This window comes from Pseudomonas sp. OVF7 (assembly GCF_030644265.1).
GTDB lineage: Bacteria > Pseudomonadota > Gammaproteobacteria > Pseudomonadales > Pseudomonadaceae > Aquipseudomonas > Aquipseudomonas gorinensis.
The window spans coordinates 1,868,873-1,885,801 of the sequence record NZ_CP128996.1; the positions used below are offsets into that span (position 1 = coordinate 1,868,873).

The following is a 16,929-nucleotide window of genomic DNA, read 5'->3' on the forward strand; positions in this document are numbered from 1 at the left end:
AGGCGCGCGAGGGCGCGCACTGACACAAGGTTGCGGAAGGAAGGTGCCTGGTTGAAAAAACGCGCTAGCTGGCGAACCTTCGCTCGGCTATTCCTTGCACGCCCAGCCCGCTGATCGCGAACAACGCACCGCGCTGCTGACCGTCGGCCGGAAAACGCGGCAGCGGCGGCCTGGCCATGGAGGTCACGAACAGGGTGTCCAGGTTCGGCCCCCCGAAGGTCAGGCTGGTGACCTTTTTCACCGGCATCGGGATCACCCGATCGACCTGCCCATCAGGGGTGTAGCGCACCAGTTGCCCGGCATAGACCAGCGCCTGCCACAGGCAGCCTTCGGCATCCACGGTGCAGCCGTCGGCCGCGCCGCCAGCGGCGGTATCGACCTTGGCGAAGGTGCGTCGGTTGCTCACGGCGCCGCTGGCGAGGTCGTAGTCATACGCCCAGATCTCGCCGGACCAGGTGTCGCAGAAGTAGAAGGTTTCGCCGGACGGGCTCCAGCACGGACCATTGGACACGATGATGCCTTCGTCCAGGGTGTGCAGGCTCAGGTCGGGGTCGAGGCGATAGAACTTGGCGCTGGGGCTGTCTTCCAGGGTGTCCATGGAGCCGAAGACAAAGCGGCCCTGGCGGTCGACCTTGCCGTCGTTGAGGCGGTTGTTCGGCAGGTGCGGTTCCGGGTCCTGGATCAGGGCCAGTTCGCCACTGGCCAGATCCAGGCTGTGCACGCCGTTTTGCAGGGCAACGATGGCCGCCTCGCCGGTATGGCGCAGGGCCATGGAGCCGATCTTCTGGCCCACGTCCCAGGCCCGCAGTTCGCGGCCGTCTTCGGTGCAGCGCAGGATGCGGCCGTCGGCGCTGTCGATCCAGTACAGCCGTTGTTGTTCGACGTCCCACACCGGGCCTTCGCCCAGGGTGGTCTTGACGTCCACAAGCACTTCGATACGCATGGTGTGATCCCCTTATTGTTGTTGTGCGGGATGCAGGCCACGCCCAGATGGGTAACCCCTTGTAGGAGCGAGCTTGCTCGCGAAAAACGTCAACGATAACGCGTGCTGCCTGGTGTAACGCGGTGTCTTGGCGTTTTTCGCGAGCAAGCTCGCTCCTACAGTGGATCGGTGAATATCACCGGGGCGCGACCTCAGTTGTGGGTTAGAAGTTGACCTGGTCACGCCCCTTGAGCCCGAGGATTTCCCGCGCTTCATCCGGCGTGGCGACGCGATGGCCGAGGGCTTCGATCACCGTGCGAATGCGCCGCACCTGGTCGGCATTCGACGCCGCCAACTTGCCTGGGCCGTCCCACAACGAATCCTCCAGGCCGACACGGGCGTTACTGCCCATGGACAGGCCCATGGTCGCCAGCGGAATTTGCCCACGCCCGGCACCGAGGATCGACCACACGTAGTCATCGCCAAACAGGCGGTCGGCGGTGCGCCGCATGTGCGCCAGGTCTTCGGGGTGACCACCGATGCCGCCCCGCAGGCCGAACACCGACTGGATAAACAACGGCGGCTTGAGCAGGCCCCGCTCCAGGAAGTGCGCGGCGGTGTAGAGGTGGCCGATGTCGTAGCACTCGATCTCGAAACGGGTGCGGTTCTCGGCGCACGAATTGAGGATATGGGCGATGTCGCGGAAGGTATTGCGAAAGATCCGGTCGTCACTTTCTTCGAGGTACGGGCGTTCCCAGTCGTGCTTGAACTCGGTAAAGCGGTTGAGCATTTCGTACAGGCCGAAGTTCATCGAGCCCATGTTCAGCGAGGCCAGTTCCGGCTTGAACTGCATCACCGGTTGCAGGCGTTCTTCCACGCCCATGGTGGGCGCGCCACCCGTGGTGATGTTGATCACCACGTCGCTGGCGGCCTTGATGTGCGGCAGGAATTCAGCGAACAGCGCCGGGTCCTGGCTGGGGCGACCGTCAAGCGGGTCGCGGGCATGCAGGTGGACAATGGCCGCACCCGCTTGGGCGGCACCGATGGCGGCGGCGGCGATTTCCTGGGCAGTGATCGGCAAATGCGGCGACATCGACGGCGTATGAATGGCGCCGGTGACGGCGCAGGTAATGATCACAGGGCGATTTTTGGGCATGACGATTCTCCGACTTTTATTCTTATGAAAAAAAATCCCGGTGCAGCGGTGGGTTCTTCCTTGGCGAAGCGCGTGCGGCTTACAGGTACTCGACGTTACCGTCGACGCTGATCGCTTGGCCGGTCACGTTGCGGGCGGCGGGCGAACAGAGAAACAAGGCCATGGCCGCGACGTCTTCGGCGGTGACCATGCGCTTGAGGGAAATCTTGTTGAGGTACTCCTGGCGCATCTCGGCTTCCGGCACGCCGACCTGTTCGGCACGGGCGCGAATCACACCGTCCATGCGCGGGCCTTCGACAATGCCAGGCAGCAAGGCGTTGACGCGGATATCACTCTCGCCCAACTCCGAGGCCAGGGATTTCATCAGGCCGACAATCGCCCATTTGGTCGCCGCATACGGCGTGCGCCACGCGTAGCCCAGGCGCCCCGCCACCGAGGCGATATGCAACAGGTGGCCGTGGGAGGATTCCTTGAGCATCGGCACCGCGTGGTGGGCAAACCGATATTGCGCAGTCAGGTTGATGTTGATGGTGGCTTGCCATTCGGCGTCGCTGATCGCATCGATCCCGCCGGTGGGCCCGGCGATCCCGGCATTGTTGACCAGCACATCCAGGCCGCCGAATTGCTCGCGCTGCACCGTGAACACGGCTTCGATCTGCGCGGCCTCGCTGACGTCGGCACGCGTGGCGACGGTGCCTGGGTATTTATCGCGAAAGGCCGCCAGGGCCGGTTCGCTGACATCACACACATGCACCTGGGCGCCGGCTTCGAGGTACGCCGCCGCCACGACTTCACCGATGCCGGCAGCCCCGCCGGAAATCAACACACGTAACCCAGGATAGGGCTGCAACCGTTGTAGGACACTCATGCCCGTTTACCTCCTGAAGCAGACGACCGCGAACGGTCGTTCTTGACGAGCAGGCGCGCCAGGGAGTCGGCGGCCTGCATGATGTCATCGGTCACCGCCGCGCGGGCACCGGCACCATCGCGGGCAGCCAGGGCTTCAACGATGCGCGTATGCGCCTCCATCGAGCGTTGCAGGTGAGCTTTATCGGGGGCGACCAGGGCAAAGCAGGGGCCCATGTGCAGCCAGAAGTTTTCCACGGCGGCCATGGTCAATTCGGCCTGGGCCACAGCGTAGATGCGCCGGTGGAACGCGAAGTTGGTCCACAGGTAGCGCGACACGTCGACTTCATCGGCGGCGTGCTGCATCTGCTCGCACAGGTCGGTGATTTCGTCGAGGTCAACCTTTTGCAGGAGCAACACGGCCTTTTCCGCCAGCAGCCCTTCGAGGGCGACCCGCGCATCGCGAATTTCGCGCAGGCGTTCGACCGTCATCATGCGTACGCGCAGACGGGAGGTTTCCGTGACTTCAAAGGCGTTTTCGGCACTGAGGCGTTGCAGCGCTTCGCGCACTGGCATGGGGCTGGAGCCGAGCGCTTCGGCCAGGCCACGGATGGTGAGTTTCTGGCCAGGCTGGAAACGGCCACTCATCAAGGCTTCGCGGATCTGGCGATAGACCTGGTCTTGCAAGGTATCGCGGGACACCTGGCGCAGGGTGGGCAGGAGAAGCGGACCATCTGTCATGAGGCAAACCTGTGTTGTCGTTCTTATGGCGACAATATGTGATCACAAATCAAATATGTCAAATAATTTCCCAAACCCACGACAGCACACTTGTCACAGAGTTGGCCCCTGTTGATCATGAATACCCTCTGGAATGGACGCTGACCCCCTGATGAAAATCCACTGCGTTGTGCTCCCGCTGCTGTTGGCCGGATGCACGGCCATGGCGCCCTATAAGGCACCGCTCGACGGCCCCCGAGCACAGGTCAAAAGTGAATTGAGCACCCACGACAGCTACAACGAAGGGCTGTCTGTCAGCGTTTCGACGGATCATGAGTGCCTGGAAGGCAGGATGGGAACGCCGAGTCAGGAAACCGCATTATTTGCCGTGCACGGCACCACTTCGCGCCCCGACGGTTACGTGGACATCGCCGCCAACCAAGCGCTGCACCTGATCGTGTCGGGCCTGGCGAGCGCCGGGCGGCGCTGTGTGATCGAGTTCAACACTGAGTTCGCCGCCCAGGGGCGTTACCTGCTCAAAGGCGGGATTGCGGACAGCGACAGCGGCTGGTGTCGGGTTGAGGTGATTAATGCCGATACCGGTGCCTCGCTGGTTAAATTCGAGACCCCGACCCAGGTAACACCTGCCCCCACGGAGCGCTATTCGTGGAGGCAGTTCATGGCCCATCAAGGTTGCTTTTTGCCCTCGATCGAAGATTGATCAGGGCTTGAGCGGACGTTCCTGATCCCGCTCGGACAGCTCTGTTCCGTCGTCCGGATGCTTCCAGGTCTGGGGTTTTTCCTCTTCGTGTCGCCGGGGTTGCTCACGCTTCGGCTGCTCTTGACGCTTCGGTTCATTACCCATAGCCACCTCCCATCCGTAAGAATTGGACACACCTGCAAGCATAGAACACGTCAGTCATTTGGGGCGGGCTCGCGGATTGATAATCTGCACGCATCAATACATCCAAATAACTCACTTATCATTTCTAAATGTGTCAGCCACTATCCGCGGTCTTAAGCGAAACAAGCACTTTAAAAGAACGCTGGAGACACAAAACCATGAATAGCCCTTCTCGGCCTGACGCCGCTCGCTCGAAAATTGGTGCGGTTTTCCGCGTGACTTCGGGCAACTTCCTCGAACAGTTCGACTTCTTTCTGTTCGGCTTCTATGCCACCTACATTGCTGCCGCGTTCTTTCCCGCCGCTAATGAGTTTGCGTCATTAATGATGACCTTCGCCGTGTTCGGCGCAGGCTTCCTGATGCGGCCATTGGGCGCGATCATTCTGGGCGCCTACATTGACGACGTCGGTCGCCGCAAAGGGTTGATCGTGACCCTGTCGATCATGGCCAGCGGCACGCTGCTGATCGTGTTGGTGCCCGGTTATCACAGCATTGGCCTGTGGGCCCCGCTGCTGGTACTGATCGGCCGCCTGCTGCAAGGTTTCTCGGCCGGCGCAGAACTGGGCGGTGTGTCGGTATACCTGTCCGAAATGGCCACGCCCGGCCGCAAGGGCTTCTACACCAGCTGGCAATCGGGCAGCCAACAGATCTCCATCGTGGTGGCCGCCGCATTGGGCTATGGCCTGAATGTGTGGATGGAACCGGCCGTGGTGGCCGATTGGGGCTGGCGTATCCCGTTCGCCTTTGGTTGCGTGATCATCCCGTTCATCTTCGTGCTGCGCCGCAACCTGGAGGAAACCGAAGAGTTCGCCAACCGCAAACATCGCCCCACCATGCGCGAAGTGTTGGCGACCCTGGCGAAGAACTGGACTGTGGTCATCGGCGGCATGCTGATGGTCGCCATGACCACCACGGCGTTCTACCTGATCACCGTGTACGCGCCGACCTTCGGCAAGACCGTGCTGCAACTGAGCACCTCCGATGCCCTGCTGGTGACCTTGCTGGTGGCCGTGTCGAACTTTGTCTGGCTGCCCATCGGCGGCACCTTGAGCGACCGCTTTGGCCGCAAGCCGGTACTGGTCGCCATGACCGTGCTGACGGTTCTCACTGCTTACCCGGCGTTGTCCTACGTGGTCAACGCGCCGAGCTTTGCGCATATGTTGGAAGTCCTGCTGTGGTTCTCCTTCCTCTATGGCATGTACAACGGCGCAATGATCCCGGCGCTGACCGAAATCATGCCGGTGGAAGTGCGCGTGGCGGGCTTCTCCCTGGCCTATAGCCTGGCGACCGCACTCTTTGGCGGTTTCACTCCGGCGATTTCCACCTGGTTCATCCACCTCACCGAAGACAAGGCCTCCCCGGCCTACTGGATGATGTTTGCCGCGCTGTGCGCCTTGTGCTCGACCCTGGCGCTGTATCGCCGGGCCAACACCCGTGGGCAAGTGATGCAGGAGGCCGTGTGATGAAGACGCTATTCAAGACCCTGACGACCCTGGCCCTCGGCACCCTGGCACTGACGGCCCAGGCCGAAGAACTCAAGGTCATGACCTCGGGTGGCTTCACTGCGGCGTATAAATTGCTGGGCCCGCAATACGCCAAACAGAGCGGCGATACCCTCGACACGATCCTCGGCCCCTCGATGGGCAAGGCGCCGGAAGCGATTCCCAACCGCCTGGCCCGTGGCGAACACGCCGACGTGGTGATTATGGTCGGCTACGCCCTGGATGAGTTGATCAAGCAAGGCAAAGTCGACCCGGCGTCCCGCGTGGAATTGGCGGATTCGCGCATCGGCCTGGTGGTGAAAGAAGGCGCGGCGAAACCGGCGATTGGCACCGACGCCGAGCTCAAGGCCGTGCTGCTCAAGGCCAAGTCCATAGCGTATTCGGACAGCGCCAGCGGTGTGTATGTCGAGAAGGAGCTGTTCAAGAAACTCGGCATGCCCGCCAAGGGCAGCATGATCGAACGCATCCCGGTGGCCGAGAAGGTTGCCAAGGGTGAATACGAGGTGGGCTTGCAACAGGTCGCGGAACTGTTGCCGGTGCCGGGGGTGACTTACGTGGGCAAGATCCCGGAAGACGTGCAGTCGGTGACGCGCTTTGCGGCGGGCATTCCGGTTAACGCCGAACACCCGGCCCAGGCCAAGGCACTGTTGCAGTACCTGGCCTCGCCCGAGGCACAACCGCTGGTGCAATCCACCGGCCTGGACTCGGTGTCACGCTGACCGAAACGGCATCTCCCGCACCAACCGCTCCAACTCCAGCGCCGCGGGCGGCAATGTCCGCCCGCGACGCTTGATCAAGCCCACGTTGCGCATCACCGGCGGCTCGACCAGCGGCACACTCACCAGAATCGGGTGTTCGCCCGCCGGCATGGCGATCGACGGCACCATCGCCACCCCCAGCCCCGCCTCTACCAAGCCGATCATCGTGGTCACGTGGTGTGTCTCGCAGACGCTCGGTTTTTTCACCCGCACGCCGTGCAAGGCCTGGTCCAGCAGGGCGCGATTGCCCGACGTCTTGTCCACCGTGATGTAGTCGTGCTCGTAGGCCTCGGCCCAGGTCACGCTGTCGCGTCCGGCCAACGGGTGGTCCCGACGACACGCCAGTACATAGCGCTCCTGCATCAGCAACTCGAATTCCACTTCATCGGCCAGGCTGCCGCTGAAACTCACGCCAAAATCCGCCTCGCCACTCCCCACTGCGCTGCACACCTCACCGGCACTGGCGTCCAGCACCCGCAGGCGAATCTTCGGGTACAGCTTGTGGAACTCGGAAATCACGTGGGGCATGAAGTAATACGCCGTAGACGGCACGCAGGCGATGGTGACGTCGCCCATGCGCGTGGACGCCACGTTACTGATGCCCATCAGGGCAATGTCGAGGTCGTCGAGCATGCGCTCGACCTGAGGCAGGAATGCACGCCCGACCATGGTCAGGCTGACCCGGCGCGTGGTGCGTTCGAACAGCTTCACATCGAGGGCGGATTCAAGCTTTTCGATACGGCGGCTGAGGGCCGGCTGCGAAATCCGGATGGCCTCGGCGGCGGCGCGAAAACTGCCCTTGTCTACCACGGCGCGGAAGGCTTGGAGGTCGTTGAGGTCGAAATTGATGATCACGGAGGATGGCCAGTGGGAATCGGAATGCCGGCATTATCGTATGGGCGACGACAGGGCGCCATGCGCGAGCGGACGGCCGCCCGAACACTGCGGGTCTTCAGCATGAAACTGCGCAGTATGGCGCGCTTTGACGGCCTGAAAACCTGTCAGAAATGACAGTACCGTTGGTCTCGCGCCGTGTTGACGACTGGCAGGCGCGGGGCTTTTATTAAGTATGTCGCGTTGCATCGGCGCGCATCAGGACACAAGGGTTTAGAGGGTACGAACAATGAGCAACAGACAGAACGGCACGGTGAAGTGGTTCAACGATGAAAAAGGCTATGGGTTTATCACTCCGGATGATGGGCCCGACCTGTTCGTACACTTCAGGGCGATTGAAGGCACTGGATTCAAGTCATTGAAAGAAGGACAGAAAGTCAGCTTCGAAGCGGTGCAAGGGCAAAAAGGCATGCAGGCCGACAAAGTCCAAGTGGTCGGTTGATAAACCGTTGGATGACCGCTTCACCCCGCCCACCACGGGCCATGTATTGCACTGAAAAAGGAGAACGGCCATGTCCAGAACAACTCCACAGACTGCAATTTTCATCAGCAGCGAAACTGCCGTCCATGATACGCAAGACGTGTTCTTTCGTAGCAGCACCGCCCAGGGCGGTCGAGTGCTGCGCGAGGGGCAAATCGTCAGCTACGAATTGGAACGGGGGCCGGGGGGTGAGTGGCAAGCGGTCAATATAAAGATCGAGGAAGAACCGACGCTGAATTAGCGCCTTCCTGCCCGCCGCCACTCACGGCGCACGTCACTACAGCTGAAAGCGTGCCACCGCCTCGTTGAGGGCGACCGCCAACTGCGCCAATTCACGGCTCGACCCATTGATCTGCCCGGCGCCGGAAGACGACTGGGCAGACAGGTCGCGAATATTAACGATGTTGCGATCGACCTCCTTGGCCACCTGGGCCTGCTCCTCGGCGGCGCTGGCGATCACCAGGTTGCGCTGGTGAATCTGGTCGATGGAGTCGGTGATCTGGCTCAATGCACCACCGGCTCCTTCAGCCAGGGCCAACGTGTCAGTGGCGCGCTGGGTACTTGACTGCATCGATGTCAGTGCCTGGTCGGAACCCGTGCGCATCGCGGTGACCATCTGGTCGATTTCCAGGGTCGATTGCTGGGTACGGTGGGCCAGTGCACGCACTTCGTCCGCCACCACCGCAAAACCACGCCCGGACTCACCGGCCCGCGCCGCTTCGATAGCGGCATTGAGGGCCAGCAGGTTGGTCTGCTCGGCGATGGAGCGAATCACGTCGAGCACCTTGCCGATATCCCGCGATTGCTCGGCGAGGTTCTGTACCAGGGTCGAGGTTTCGCCGATGTTGGTGCTCAGGGCTTCAATGGCGCTGACGGTTTCGCCCACTCGGTGCTGGCCCTCGCGCGCCGTTTCATTGGACAGGCGTGTGGATTCGGAGGTGGACACCGCATTGCGCGCCACCTCATCTGCGGCCGAGGTCATCTCGTTGACCGCCGTGGCGGCCTGCTCGATTTCAGCGGTTTGTTTTTGCAGGCTGCGGCTGCTTTGGTCGGTGATGCCATTGAGGTCGGTGGCGGAAGACGCCAACTGACCGGCCGACTGGCGAATCAGTTGCAAGGTCCCGCGCAGGCTGGCTTGCATGCTCTGGAGTGCCACGAGCAGGCGGGTCACTTCATCGTCGCCGGTCACCGCCACCGTTTGGGTCAGGTCGCCTCGGGCAACGTTTTCTGCGGCCCGCACCGCATGGCTCAAGGGGCCGACGATGCTGCGCGTCAGCAACCACGCCAGCGCCACGGTGCTCAACGCGGCCAGCAGCACAAAACCGAAGACCATCGTGCGCGAACGGCCGTACTGCGCCTCAGCCGCCTGGCCCTGCTGGTTGATCTGCGCGTTGTAGTAGTCGGCCAGGGCGTTGAGTTGGGCTCCGGAGCCATCCACCACGGTTTTCATGTCCACCAGCAGCAACTTGTTGAGCTCGGCGCCCTGCTGCTGGTCGGCCAGGACAAACGACTGGGCCAGCCCCTGCTGGTATTGGCGCAGCGAGACCTGGAACTGCTCATACAACGCGCGCACCTCGGGGGTGTCGATCACCGCGTTGAGGTCGGCCAGCCGCTTGGCCAGGTCCTGGCTACGAGTGTCCATCTGGCTGCGGTATTGCGGGATGCTCGCGGGGTTCGGGTCCAGCGCCATGCGCAAAGAAATCGTACGAATGCGCAGCATGATTTCGCGAATGTCCGCCACCATGCGCATCTTGGGCACCAGCCCGCTTTCCACCTGCACCGCACTGGCACGAATGCTGGCCATGTTCGAGAGCGCGAAAAAACCCAACAGGGCGACGAGCAAGGCAATCAGGGCAAAACCCAAGCCCGCGCGACGGGCGATGGACAGGCTGCGAAGGGACATGTTTGGCGGCTCTCTTTTTAGGGATATGACATCGTATGAGAGCGTTTCGGCCTGCCGGGGCAGTACTTTAGCCCCACGAAAAAAAGTGTTGCCAACGAGTTCCACGTTGGTTGGCACCCCCTTAACGCCGGCGGGGCATGGAGCCCAGCAGGCGTTTCAGTTTCAGCTCCTGAAAAGTTGCCTGATTACATGCTCCAAGCCTGTGGGCCGTCGAAAAACGCCTGGGCATTACTGTCCAGCGTCTCCAGGTGATACCCCCCTTCCTGCACGATCACACAGGGCAACCCCAGCCCACGGATGCAGGCTCCCAACTGCGCAAACCCCTGGCGCGTCACCGCGACTTTGCTTTGCGGGTCGAGTTCGTAGATATCGAAGCCCAGGGACAACACCAGCACCTGCGCCGAGAAGTCTTTGACCGTCTTGAGCGCCCGCTCCAGTTGTGCAAAAAACACCGCCTCGCTGGCACCGTGCGCCATCGGCAGGTTGAGGTTGAAGCCTTCACCGGCGGCGTTGCCACGCTCTTCGGCGAAGCCGGCGACGCCGGGGTAGAAGTTGGTGGGATCGCCGTGGATCGACACATAGAGCACGTCGTCGCGGTCGTAGAAAATCTCCTGGATGCCCTGGCCGTGGTGCATGTCGGTGTCGAGGATGGCGACGCGCTGGAAGCCTTCGCGCAACGCCTGTGCCGCGACGGCCGCGTTATTGATGTAGCAGAAACCGCCTGCCGCATCGAAGCGCGCGTGATGACCTGGCGGGCGACACAGTGCATAGGCTGCGGGCGCCCCGTCGAGGATGGCCCTGGCGGCGGCGACGGCGCTTTGGGCTGACCAATACGCCGAGCGCCAGGTGAGTTCACCCACCGGGCAACTGCCGTCGGCCAGGTAGCGCGCAGCCTGGGCCAGGACGCCGCGCAGGGCGTTGGGCTCGCGCACGAAGATATTGGACATGACTTCGTCGCCCCAGTCCTCGGGGATTTCTTTCCAGAGCGCGTGGGCTTGCTGGAGGAAAGTCAGGTAAGACGCGCCGTGGACGGCCAGCAGGGGCTCAAGTCCATAATCCTGCGGTTGTTGAATATCGAAGCCAAGGGTTTGCGCGGCCAGCAGCAGGTTGCGGGCACGCTCGGGGACTTCCTGCGGCGTGCGCATCTGGCCGCGGGAATAGTAGCTGCGCGGATGGTGCAGCAGCTGTTCGGGGTGGAAAAACGTACGCATAAGAGGCTCCTGGATGAACACTGCGCCCCTGTTTGAGCGGGACGGCGCCAGTCTTCAGGTATGAGTGGTCATGTGGCCTGGCCGGCGCGAGCCAACACGGCGTTAAGCAATACATCGGTGCCCTGGCGCACGTCTTCGGGCAATACATCTTCGGCTTCGTTGTGGCTGAGGCCGCCGACGCAGGGGATGAAGACCATTGCGCTGGGGCAATAGCGTGCCAGGTGAATCGCGTCGTGACCGGCGCCGCTGACGATCCGCTGCTGGCTGTAGCCCAAGGCGTCCACCGCGGCTTGCACGCAGGCCACGCATTGCGCATCGAACGGTGTCGCCGGGCTGATCCAGTGGGGGCTGATGGTGACGTCCAGCCCACGTTGCGCGGCGATGGCCTGCAACTGTTTGCGCACCTGCTGTTCCATGGCATCAAGGTCGGTGTCGCGGTGATGGCGCAGATCGACGCTAAAATGCAGCAGCCCGGGGATGGTGTTACGGGAGGATTTGGCGATGCTCAATTCACCAACGGTCGTCAGGCCCTCGGGAGCGAAATCCTTGGCCAGGCTTTCCAGCGCCTGGATCATTTGCGCAGCGCCATACAGCGCGTCCTTGCGCAGCGGCATCGGCGTCGTGCCGGCGTGCGCCGCCATGCCTGTGACGCGCACGTCGAGCCAGCGAATCGCCTGGCCACCAGTGACCACGCCGATGCTCTTGGCGTTGTCTTCCAGGATCGGGCCTTGCTCGATATGCGCTTCGAAATACGCATCCACCGCACCACCTGACGCGCGCTCACCGTGGTAGCCGATGGCGCGCAAGGCCTCGGCCACGCTGATGCCGTCCACGTCGACACTGGCCAGGGCCTTGTCCAACGCCAGGGCGCCAGTGAAGACCGCCGAGCCAAGCATCGCCGGGGTAAACCGGGCGCCCTCCTCGTTGGTCCATACGGCGATTTCCAACGGTTTACGCGTTTGAATGCCGTGGTCGTCAAGGCTGCGGATCACTTCCAGGCCAGCCAGCACACCGTAGACACCATCGAAACGCCCGCCCTCCGGCTGAGTGTCGAGGTGGCTGCCCATCATCACCGGGGCGGCGTCCTCCTCCGTCCCGGCGCGGCGGGCGAACAGGTTGCCGATGGCATCCACGCTCAAGGTCAGCCCCGCCGCAGTGCACCAGTGGCTGAACAGCTCGCGACCGGCCTGGTCCTCTGCGCTCAAGGCCAGGCGGCAACTGCCACCGCGTGCGGTCGCGCCCACTTCAGCCATGGCCATCAGGCTGGCCCATAGGCGCGGGCCATTAATCTTCAACATTACCCATCTCCCCTCAGACACTTGGGGCCATTTCGAGACGGTGGGCGGTGGCGTGGCGGCGCGATAACGCCAATACGCACACCAGCGAGACCGCCGCGATCAGGCTGTAAAACACCGCCATCGGCCACCATTGGCCCTGGTAGGCATGGGCCAGCCAGGTGCCGATCAATGGCGTCAGACCACCGGCCAGCGCACCGCACACCTGATAGGCCAGGGAAATCGCGGTATAGCGCACACGGGTTTCAAACAGGCCGCTGACAAAGCCGGCGATGACCGCATAAAACGAGGCCATGCACACCACGGCCAGGGCGATGCCGAGGATGATCAACGGCGCCTGGCCGCTGCTCACCAGCACGAACATCGGGTACGGCGAAGCCATCGCCAGTACCGTCATCGCGCAGAGAAACCGCGTGGCGCCGACCTTCTCCGCCACCCAGGCCGCCAGCGGCTGGACACAGAACTGGATGATGGCAACGAAGAACAAACACTCCAGAATCAACGAGCGCGGTAAGCCCAGTTGCTGAGTGCTGTAGGCAATCATGAACGTGTTGGTGAAATACACGCCGGCGATGCCCAGGGTGTTGGCGCCAATGCACAGCAACAACGGGCGCCACGCGGTTTTCAGCACTTCGATCACCGGGGCCTGGTCGGGCTTGATCGCCCGGGCCTTTTGCGCCAGCGCCTGGTCTTCGAGGAACTCAGGGGATTCGTTTACGCCCAGGCGAATCGCCAGGCCCACGATCAGCAGCAAGGCACTGGCCAGGAACGGCAGGCGCCAGCCCCAACTGAGCAGGTCTTCTTCCGGCAAACGCGTCACCGCGCTGAACGCCAGCAGCGACAGGATCAACCCTGCCGGGCTGCCCAGTTGGGCAAAGGACGCGAAGAAGTTCCGCCGCCCTTTGGGCGCATGCTCACCGGCCATCAGCACCGCACCGCCCCACTCGCCACCGACGGCAATACCTTGCACGACGCGCAGCAGGACCAGCATGACCGGCGCCGCGACGCCGATCTGCGCGTAAGTTGGCAGCAGCCCGATACACACGGTGACCACGCCCATCATGACCAGGGTGATCACCAGGGATTTCTTGCGGCCAATGCGGTCGCCGATATGCCCGAACACGATGCCGCCCAACGGCCGCGCGAAAAAACCTACGGCAAAGGTGCCGAACGCCGCCATGGTGCTGAACAATTTGTCTTCGGAAGGGAAAAACAGCTGACCGAACACCAACGCCGCGGCGGTGGCATAGATGTAGAAGTCGTACCACTCGATCATGGTGCCGATAAAAGCGGCGGCCGCAGCACGGCGAGGCTGGGGCGAAGCGGAAGGCTTCATGGGCGGGCTCCTTTGGTTATTTTTTTGGCAGGAGAAAGGTCGAACGCATGCGCTCTGATGGCGCTTGCCAGGGGTGATTTATCGTCGCGGGGCTATGATTAGTCAATTTTCTATTTATTATTCCAATTATAAATTCTGCTTATTATTGAGCCGCGCCATGTCCGAACCCCGTCGCGATATTCACCCCCTGCTCAACGACCGCCTGGACTGGAACCTGCTGCGCACCTTCCGCGTGATCGGCCAGGAACTGAGCATCAGCCGCGCCGCCGCCCGCCTGCATTTGACCCAACCGGCGATCAGCCAGGCCCTCAAGCGCCTGGAAGAACAACTCGACTGCCAACTCATCGCCCGCCGTGGCCCGCGCTTCGTACTGACCGAGGCCGGTGAACAGATCTTCGCCATTGCCGGCGAGATGTACGGCCAGGTCTCGCAGATGAGCAACGCCCTGCAGAAACCTGGCGATGAAGTGATCGGCAAGGTGCGTTTGCTGATGATCAGTCGGATCAACTCGGACCTTTTCGATGAGTTTCTCGCGGACTTCCATCGTGAACATCCACGGGTCGACCTGGAAGTAGAGGTGATGCGCAGCTCCGACATCGTCGCCGCCCTGCTGGAAAAAACCGCCACCCTGGGCCTGAGCCTCAACCGTCGACCACAGCCACGGCTGGAGCAGCATCTGTTCCTGCGCCAGCGCTACGCGTTCTTTTGCGGACAGCACCATGCCCTGTTCGGACGCAGCGGATTGGCGGAGGGGGATTTGCAGTCGGAGAACTTCGTGAGTTTCACCAGTGATCAAATCGGCGGGATGCTATCGCCGCTGACGATCTTTCGTGATCAGCAGGGCTTCAGCGGGCGGATCGTGGCGTCGTCGTCCAGCCTGGAAGAGGTACGCCGCCTGGTGATCGCCGGGTTTGGTTTGGGCTGCCTGCCGGTTCACGTGGTGGCGGAAGATGTGAAGAACGGGCTGCTGTGGCGGCTGCCGCCGGATGAGGGGATTGCCGATGTGGATATCCACTTGCTGTGGCATCGGGAGCAGAAGATGAGTCGAGCGGAAACGGTGTTCATTGAGTCGCTGTTGGGGCGGTTGGCGAGTGCAGCAGACGATGCCGGCTCACCGGGTTCAAGCTATTAACGTCCGTTCGACGCGGCTGGCCATGATCTGCAAATCCTCGAATGTGTTTCTCCCGATCAGCATGAAGCCATGGGACAGGCTGGCCCAATACACCACATTCATGCCTCGGCGCTGCTCGGTAGCGACGGGCTGCGCGCCCTTTTGGCTGGCGGTGATACACAGTGCCAATGGACCATGGCGCGGATCCAGGTAGGTCAATTGGCCGATCACTACGCCTTCATAGTCGAGGATCTGCGCACGCCGGAACTCGGCGCCGGGCAGAGTTACCGCCTCTGGAGATAACGGCAGCCCCAATTGTGCCCCCACGCCATTGAGTTGGGCGATGTGAGAGGCGCGATCAGCGCTGAGGTTTTCCAGGGTCTGCGGTGTGTACAGGGCCATGTATTCGGCAACCGAGGCACGCCAGCCTTGAGCGGATTGCGCGCGAGGCCAACTGATGAACAGGCGGTCGGCAACTGCGCCTGCCACGGCAAAACCGGCGGCTACGGCCAGGAAGCGACGTCGACTCAGCGCTGGGGCTTGTGCCGCTGGCAAGGCGTTGAGCATTGCCTGCATCCGCGCGGTAGGTGCTTGACCCAGCACCGAGTCGAAGGCGGCCTTGAAGGGTAAGTCAGCGCACTGCAAAGCCTCCAGGCGTGCAGCCAGCACCGGGTCCGTGCGGACCTGATCGGCGATGAACGCCCGCTGCTCCACCTCCAGCTCGCCATCCAGATAAGCCACCAACCACTCATCGGACGGTACGTTAGTCTGAGTCATCGCCGTTCTCCGCTGGATTTATCCTGCTGGGCCGTAGAGGGTGTGGTCTGCACCAGTTTCAAGCGGGCGGCGGCCAACCGGCTCATCACAGTCCCGACGGGAATATGCAGCACCTCGGCAATTTCCTTGTAGGAAAGCCCTTCGACGTACGCCAGAAACACTGTTTCCCGCTGTGCTTCAGGCAACCCGTTAACGAGCTTGATCACTTGCGCGGCCAATACCTGATCCTGAGCCTGGCTCTCGCCATCGAAGGACAACGCCTGTTCACCTTCGACAAACCCCTGCCCCTGGCGTACCCGTTGCGAACGCACCTCGTTGAGCCAGATGGAATGCATGATCGACAGCAGCCAGCGGTCCAGGCGCGTGCCGGCCGCGAACTGCCCGGCACGCTCCAATGCTCGCACACAGGTCGCCTGCACCAAGTCTTCGGCCAGATGCTTTTGCCGCGACAACACCAACCCATATCGCCATAAACGCGGCAACAACAGGCCCAGCTCGCGACGAAACTCAGCCTCTCTGGTGATGGCTGCCCCCTGTCGGTTCACTCATCGGTTTCAAGCCTGTGGCGCGGCGGCGATAGCTTCGGCGAGGTCTTGGTACTCTTCGCAGGTGGTGCTGCACAAGGCTTTGATTTTCACCAGTTGCTCTTGCGCTAGGTCGACGCGCCCTTTGATCACATAGGCCTCGCCCAGGTACTCGCGAACCTGCGCGTACTTGGGGTCGAGCGCGACGGACTTCAGGTAATAACCGATACCTTCATCGGTGCGCCCCAGTTTGCGCGTGGCATAGCCGCGATAGTTGAGAGCCTTGGCGGTGTTCGGGTTTTGCAGGGTATCGAGCAATGCCAGGGCTTCGTCGTAGCGCCCATCTTTGGCCAGGCGGTAGGCGTAATCGGTACGGTCGGCGTCCGAAGTGGCTTTGCTGGTTTGCAGCACGCATTTTCCGCTCTTGGTATCCCAGACCTGGCCTTTCGGGCAGTTAGGCTTGGGCGGGGCCGATTCGTCACCGGAGGCGTGAGCTGGGCCTGCGAGTAAAGCGGCGGCCAGGCAAGCACTGAAAAACAGCGCGGTGCGGTAAGTGACGGGGTGTTCGTGGCGATTTTTCATGGTTGTC

General features: G+C 62.1%; 18 protein-coding genes and 1 pseudogene. 6 read left to right on the plus strand and 13 right to left on the minus strand.

All coding sequences use genetic code 11. The features are described from left to right. Positions 1 to 64: 64 nt before the first annotated feature. The 4 genes from QU606_RS08375 to QU606_RS08390 form a co-directional block, all read right to left on the minus strand. A complete protein-coding gene (locus QU606_RS08375) occupies positions 65 to 943 on the minus strand; it encodes an SMP-30/gluconolactonase/LRE family protein (RefSeq protein WP_304998290.1) in 879 nt (292 codons plus the stop codon). Positions 944 to 1,145: 202 nt separating this feature from the next. Further along, complete coding sequence (locus QU606_RS08380) at positions 1,146 to 2,078, minus strand: 3-keto-5-aminohexanoate cleavage protein (protein ID WP_024074022.1); 933 nt, start codon at positions 2,076 to 2,078, stop codon at positions 1,146 to 1,148. Between the two features lie 79 nt (positions 2,079 to 2,157). After that, on the minus strand, positions 2,158 to 2,946 hold the full coding sequence (locus QU606_RS08385) for an SDR family oxidoreductase (protein WP_069075452.1): 789 nt from the start codon (positions 2,944 to 2,946) through the stop codon (positions 2,158 to 2,160). Further along, a complete protein-coding gene (locus QU606_RS08390) occupies positions 2,943 to 3,665 on the minus strand; it encodes a GntR family transcriptional regulator (protein WP_024074020.1) in 723 nt (240 codons plus the stop codon). The genes QU606_RS08385 and QU606_RS08390 overlap by 4 nt, the downstream gene beginning before the upstream one ends. A 133-nt stretch (positions 3,666 to 3,798) precedes the next feature. Between QU606_RS08390 and QU606_RS08395 the strand changes: the two genes are divergently transcribed. The 3 genes from QU606_RS08395 to QU606_RS08405 all read left to right on the plus strand — a co-directional run bounded on the left by QU606_RS08395 (position 3,799) and on the right by QU606_RS08405 (position 6,769). Further along, the gene (locus QU606_RS08395; protein WP_304998291.1) at positions 3,799 to 4,365 is read left to right on the plus strand and encodes a hypothetical protein; all 567 of its coding nucleotides are present in this window, start codon (positions 3,799 to 3,801) and stop codon (positions 4,363 to 4,365) included. Positions 4,366 to 4,706: 341 nt separating this feature from the next. After that, entirely contained in the window at positions 4,707 to 6,011 is a 1,305-nt protein-coding gene (locus QU606_RS08400) for an MFS transporter (protein WP_102625591.1), read from the plus strand. Beyond that, a complete protein-coding gene (locus tag QU606_RS08405; protein WP_069075456.1) occupies positions 6,011 to 6,769 on the plus strand; it encodes a substrate-binding domain-containing protein in 759 nt (252 codons plus the stop codon). The genes QU606_RS08400 and QU606_RS08405 overlap by 1 nt, the downstream gene beginning before the upstream one ends. Here QU606_RS08405 and QU606_RS08410 read toward each other — a convergent pair. Continuing rightward, positions 6,761 to 7,663 (minus strand): LysR family transcriptional regulator, encoded by a 903-nt coding sequence (locus QU606_RS08410; protein WP_024074015.1) that lies wholly within the window; start codon positions 7,661 to 7,663, stop codon positions 6,761 to 6,763. The genes QU606_RS08405 and QU606_RS08410 overlap by 9 nt on opposite strands. A 268-nt stretch (positions 7,664 to 7,931) precedes the next feature. On the opposite strand from QU606_RS08410, the gene QU606_RS08415 reads away from it, so the two are divergent. Beyond that, the gene (locus QU606_RS08415) at positions 7,932 to 8,144 is read left to right on the plus strand and encodes a cold-shock protein (RefSeq protein ID WP_024074014.1); all 213 of its coding nucleotides are present in this window, start codon (positions 7,932 to 7,934) and stop codon (positions 8,142 to 8,144) included. A gap of 70 nt (positions 8,145 to 8,214) precedes the next feature. Continuing rightward, a complete protein-coding gene (locus tag QU606_RS08420) occupies positions 8,215 to 8,424 on the plus strand; it encodes a cold-shock protein (RefSeq protein ID WP_024074013.1) in 210 nt (69 codons plus the stop codon). 36 nt (positions 8,425 to 8,460) lie between these two features. Here the strand turns inward: QU606_RS08420 and QU606_RS32860 are convergent, their stop codons facing one another. From QU606_RS32860 to QU606_RS08440, 5 genes and pseudogenes are all read right to left on the minus strand, one after another. After that, a complete protein-coding gene (locus tag QU606_RS32860) occupies positions 8,461 to 9,324 on the minus strand; it encodes a methyl-accepting chemotaxis protein (protein WP_370531108.1) in 864 nt (287 codons plus the stop codon). Further along, positions 9,319 to 10,086 (minus strand): annotated as a pseudogene (locus QU606_RS32865) (MCP four helix bundle domain-containing protein); the annotation flags it as partial. The gene QU606_RS32860 and the pseudogene QU606_RS32865, both read right to left, overlap by 6 nt. A gap of 185 nt (positions 10,087 to 10,271) precedes the next feature. After that, positions 10,272 to 11,297 (minus strand): histone deacetylase family protein, encoded by a 1,026-nt coding sequence (locus QU606_RS08430; protein WP_304998292.1) that lies wholly within the window; start codon positions 11,295 to 11,297, stop codon positions 10,272 to 10,274. 68 nt (positions 11,298 to 11,365) lie between these two features. Further along, positions 11,366 to 12,595, minus strand: coding sequence for a Zn-dependent hydrolase (locus QU606_RS08435; protein WP_304998293.1), 1,230 nt, complete (start codon positions 12,593 to 12,595; stop codon positions 11,366 to 11,368). A 13-nt stretch (positions 12,596 to 12,608) separates the two neighbouring features. After that, positions 12,609 to 13,928, minus strand: coding sequence for an MFS transporter (locus tag QU606_RS08440; protein WP_304998294.1), 1,320 nt, complete (start codon positions 13,926 to 13,928; stop codon positions 12,609 to 12,611). Positions 13,929 to 14,085: 157 nt separating this feature from the next. Between QU606_RS08440 and QU606_RS08445 the strand changes: the two genes are divergently transcribed. Next, positions 14,086 to 15,060: a LysR family transcriptional regulator gene (locus QU606_RS08445; protein WP_024074008.1), complete on the plus strand. Its 975-nt coding sequence runs from the start codon at positions 14,086 to 14,088 to the stop codon at positions 15,058 to 15,060. On the opposite strand, the gene QU606_RS08450 is transcribed toward QU606_RS08445, so the two are convergent. Genes QU606_RS08450 through QU606_RS08460 form a run of 3 tightly spaced genes read right to left on the minus strand, consistent with a single transcriptional unit; the run spans position 15,049 to position 16,922 of the window. Continuing rightward, positions 15,049 to 15,816 carry an anti-sigma factor gene (locus QU606_RS08450; RefSeq protein WP_024074007.1) on the minus strand — a complete coding sequence of 256 codons (768 nt, stop codon included), beginning with the start codon at positions 15,814 to 15,816 and terminating at the stop codon, positions 15,049 to 15,051. The two genes, QU606_RS08445 and QU606_RS08450, sit on opposite strands and share 12 nt — an antisense overlap. Next, positions 15,813 to 16,310 carry an RNA polymerase sigma factor gene (locus QU606_RS08455; RefSeq protein WP_041161116.1) on the minus strand — a complete coding sequence of 166 codons (498 nt, stop codon included), beginning with the start codon at positions 16,308 to 16,310 and terminating at the stop codon, positions 15,813 to 15,815. Before QU606_RS08455 ends, QU606_RS08450 begins: the two co-directional genes overlap by 4 nt. Positions 16,311 to 16,370: 60 nt before the next feature. Continuing rightward, entirely contained in the window at positions 16,371 to 16,922 is a 552-nt protein-coding gene (locus QU606_RS08460) for a tetratricopeptide repeat protein (protein WP_193690320.1), read from the minus strand. Positions 16,923 to 16,929: the final 7 nt, after the last annotated feature.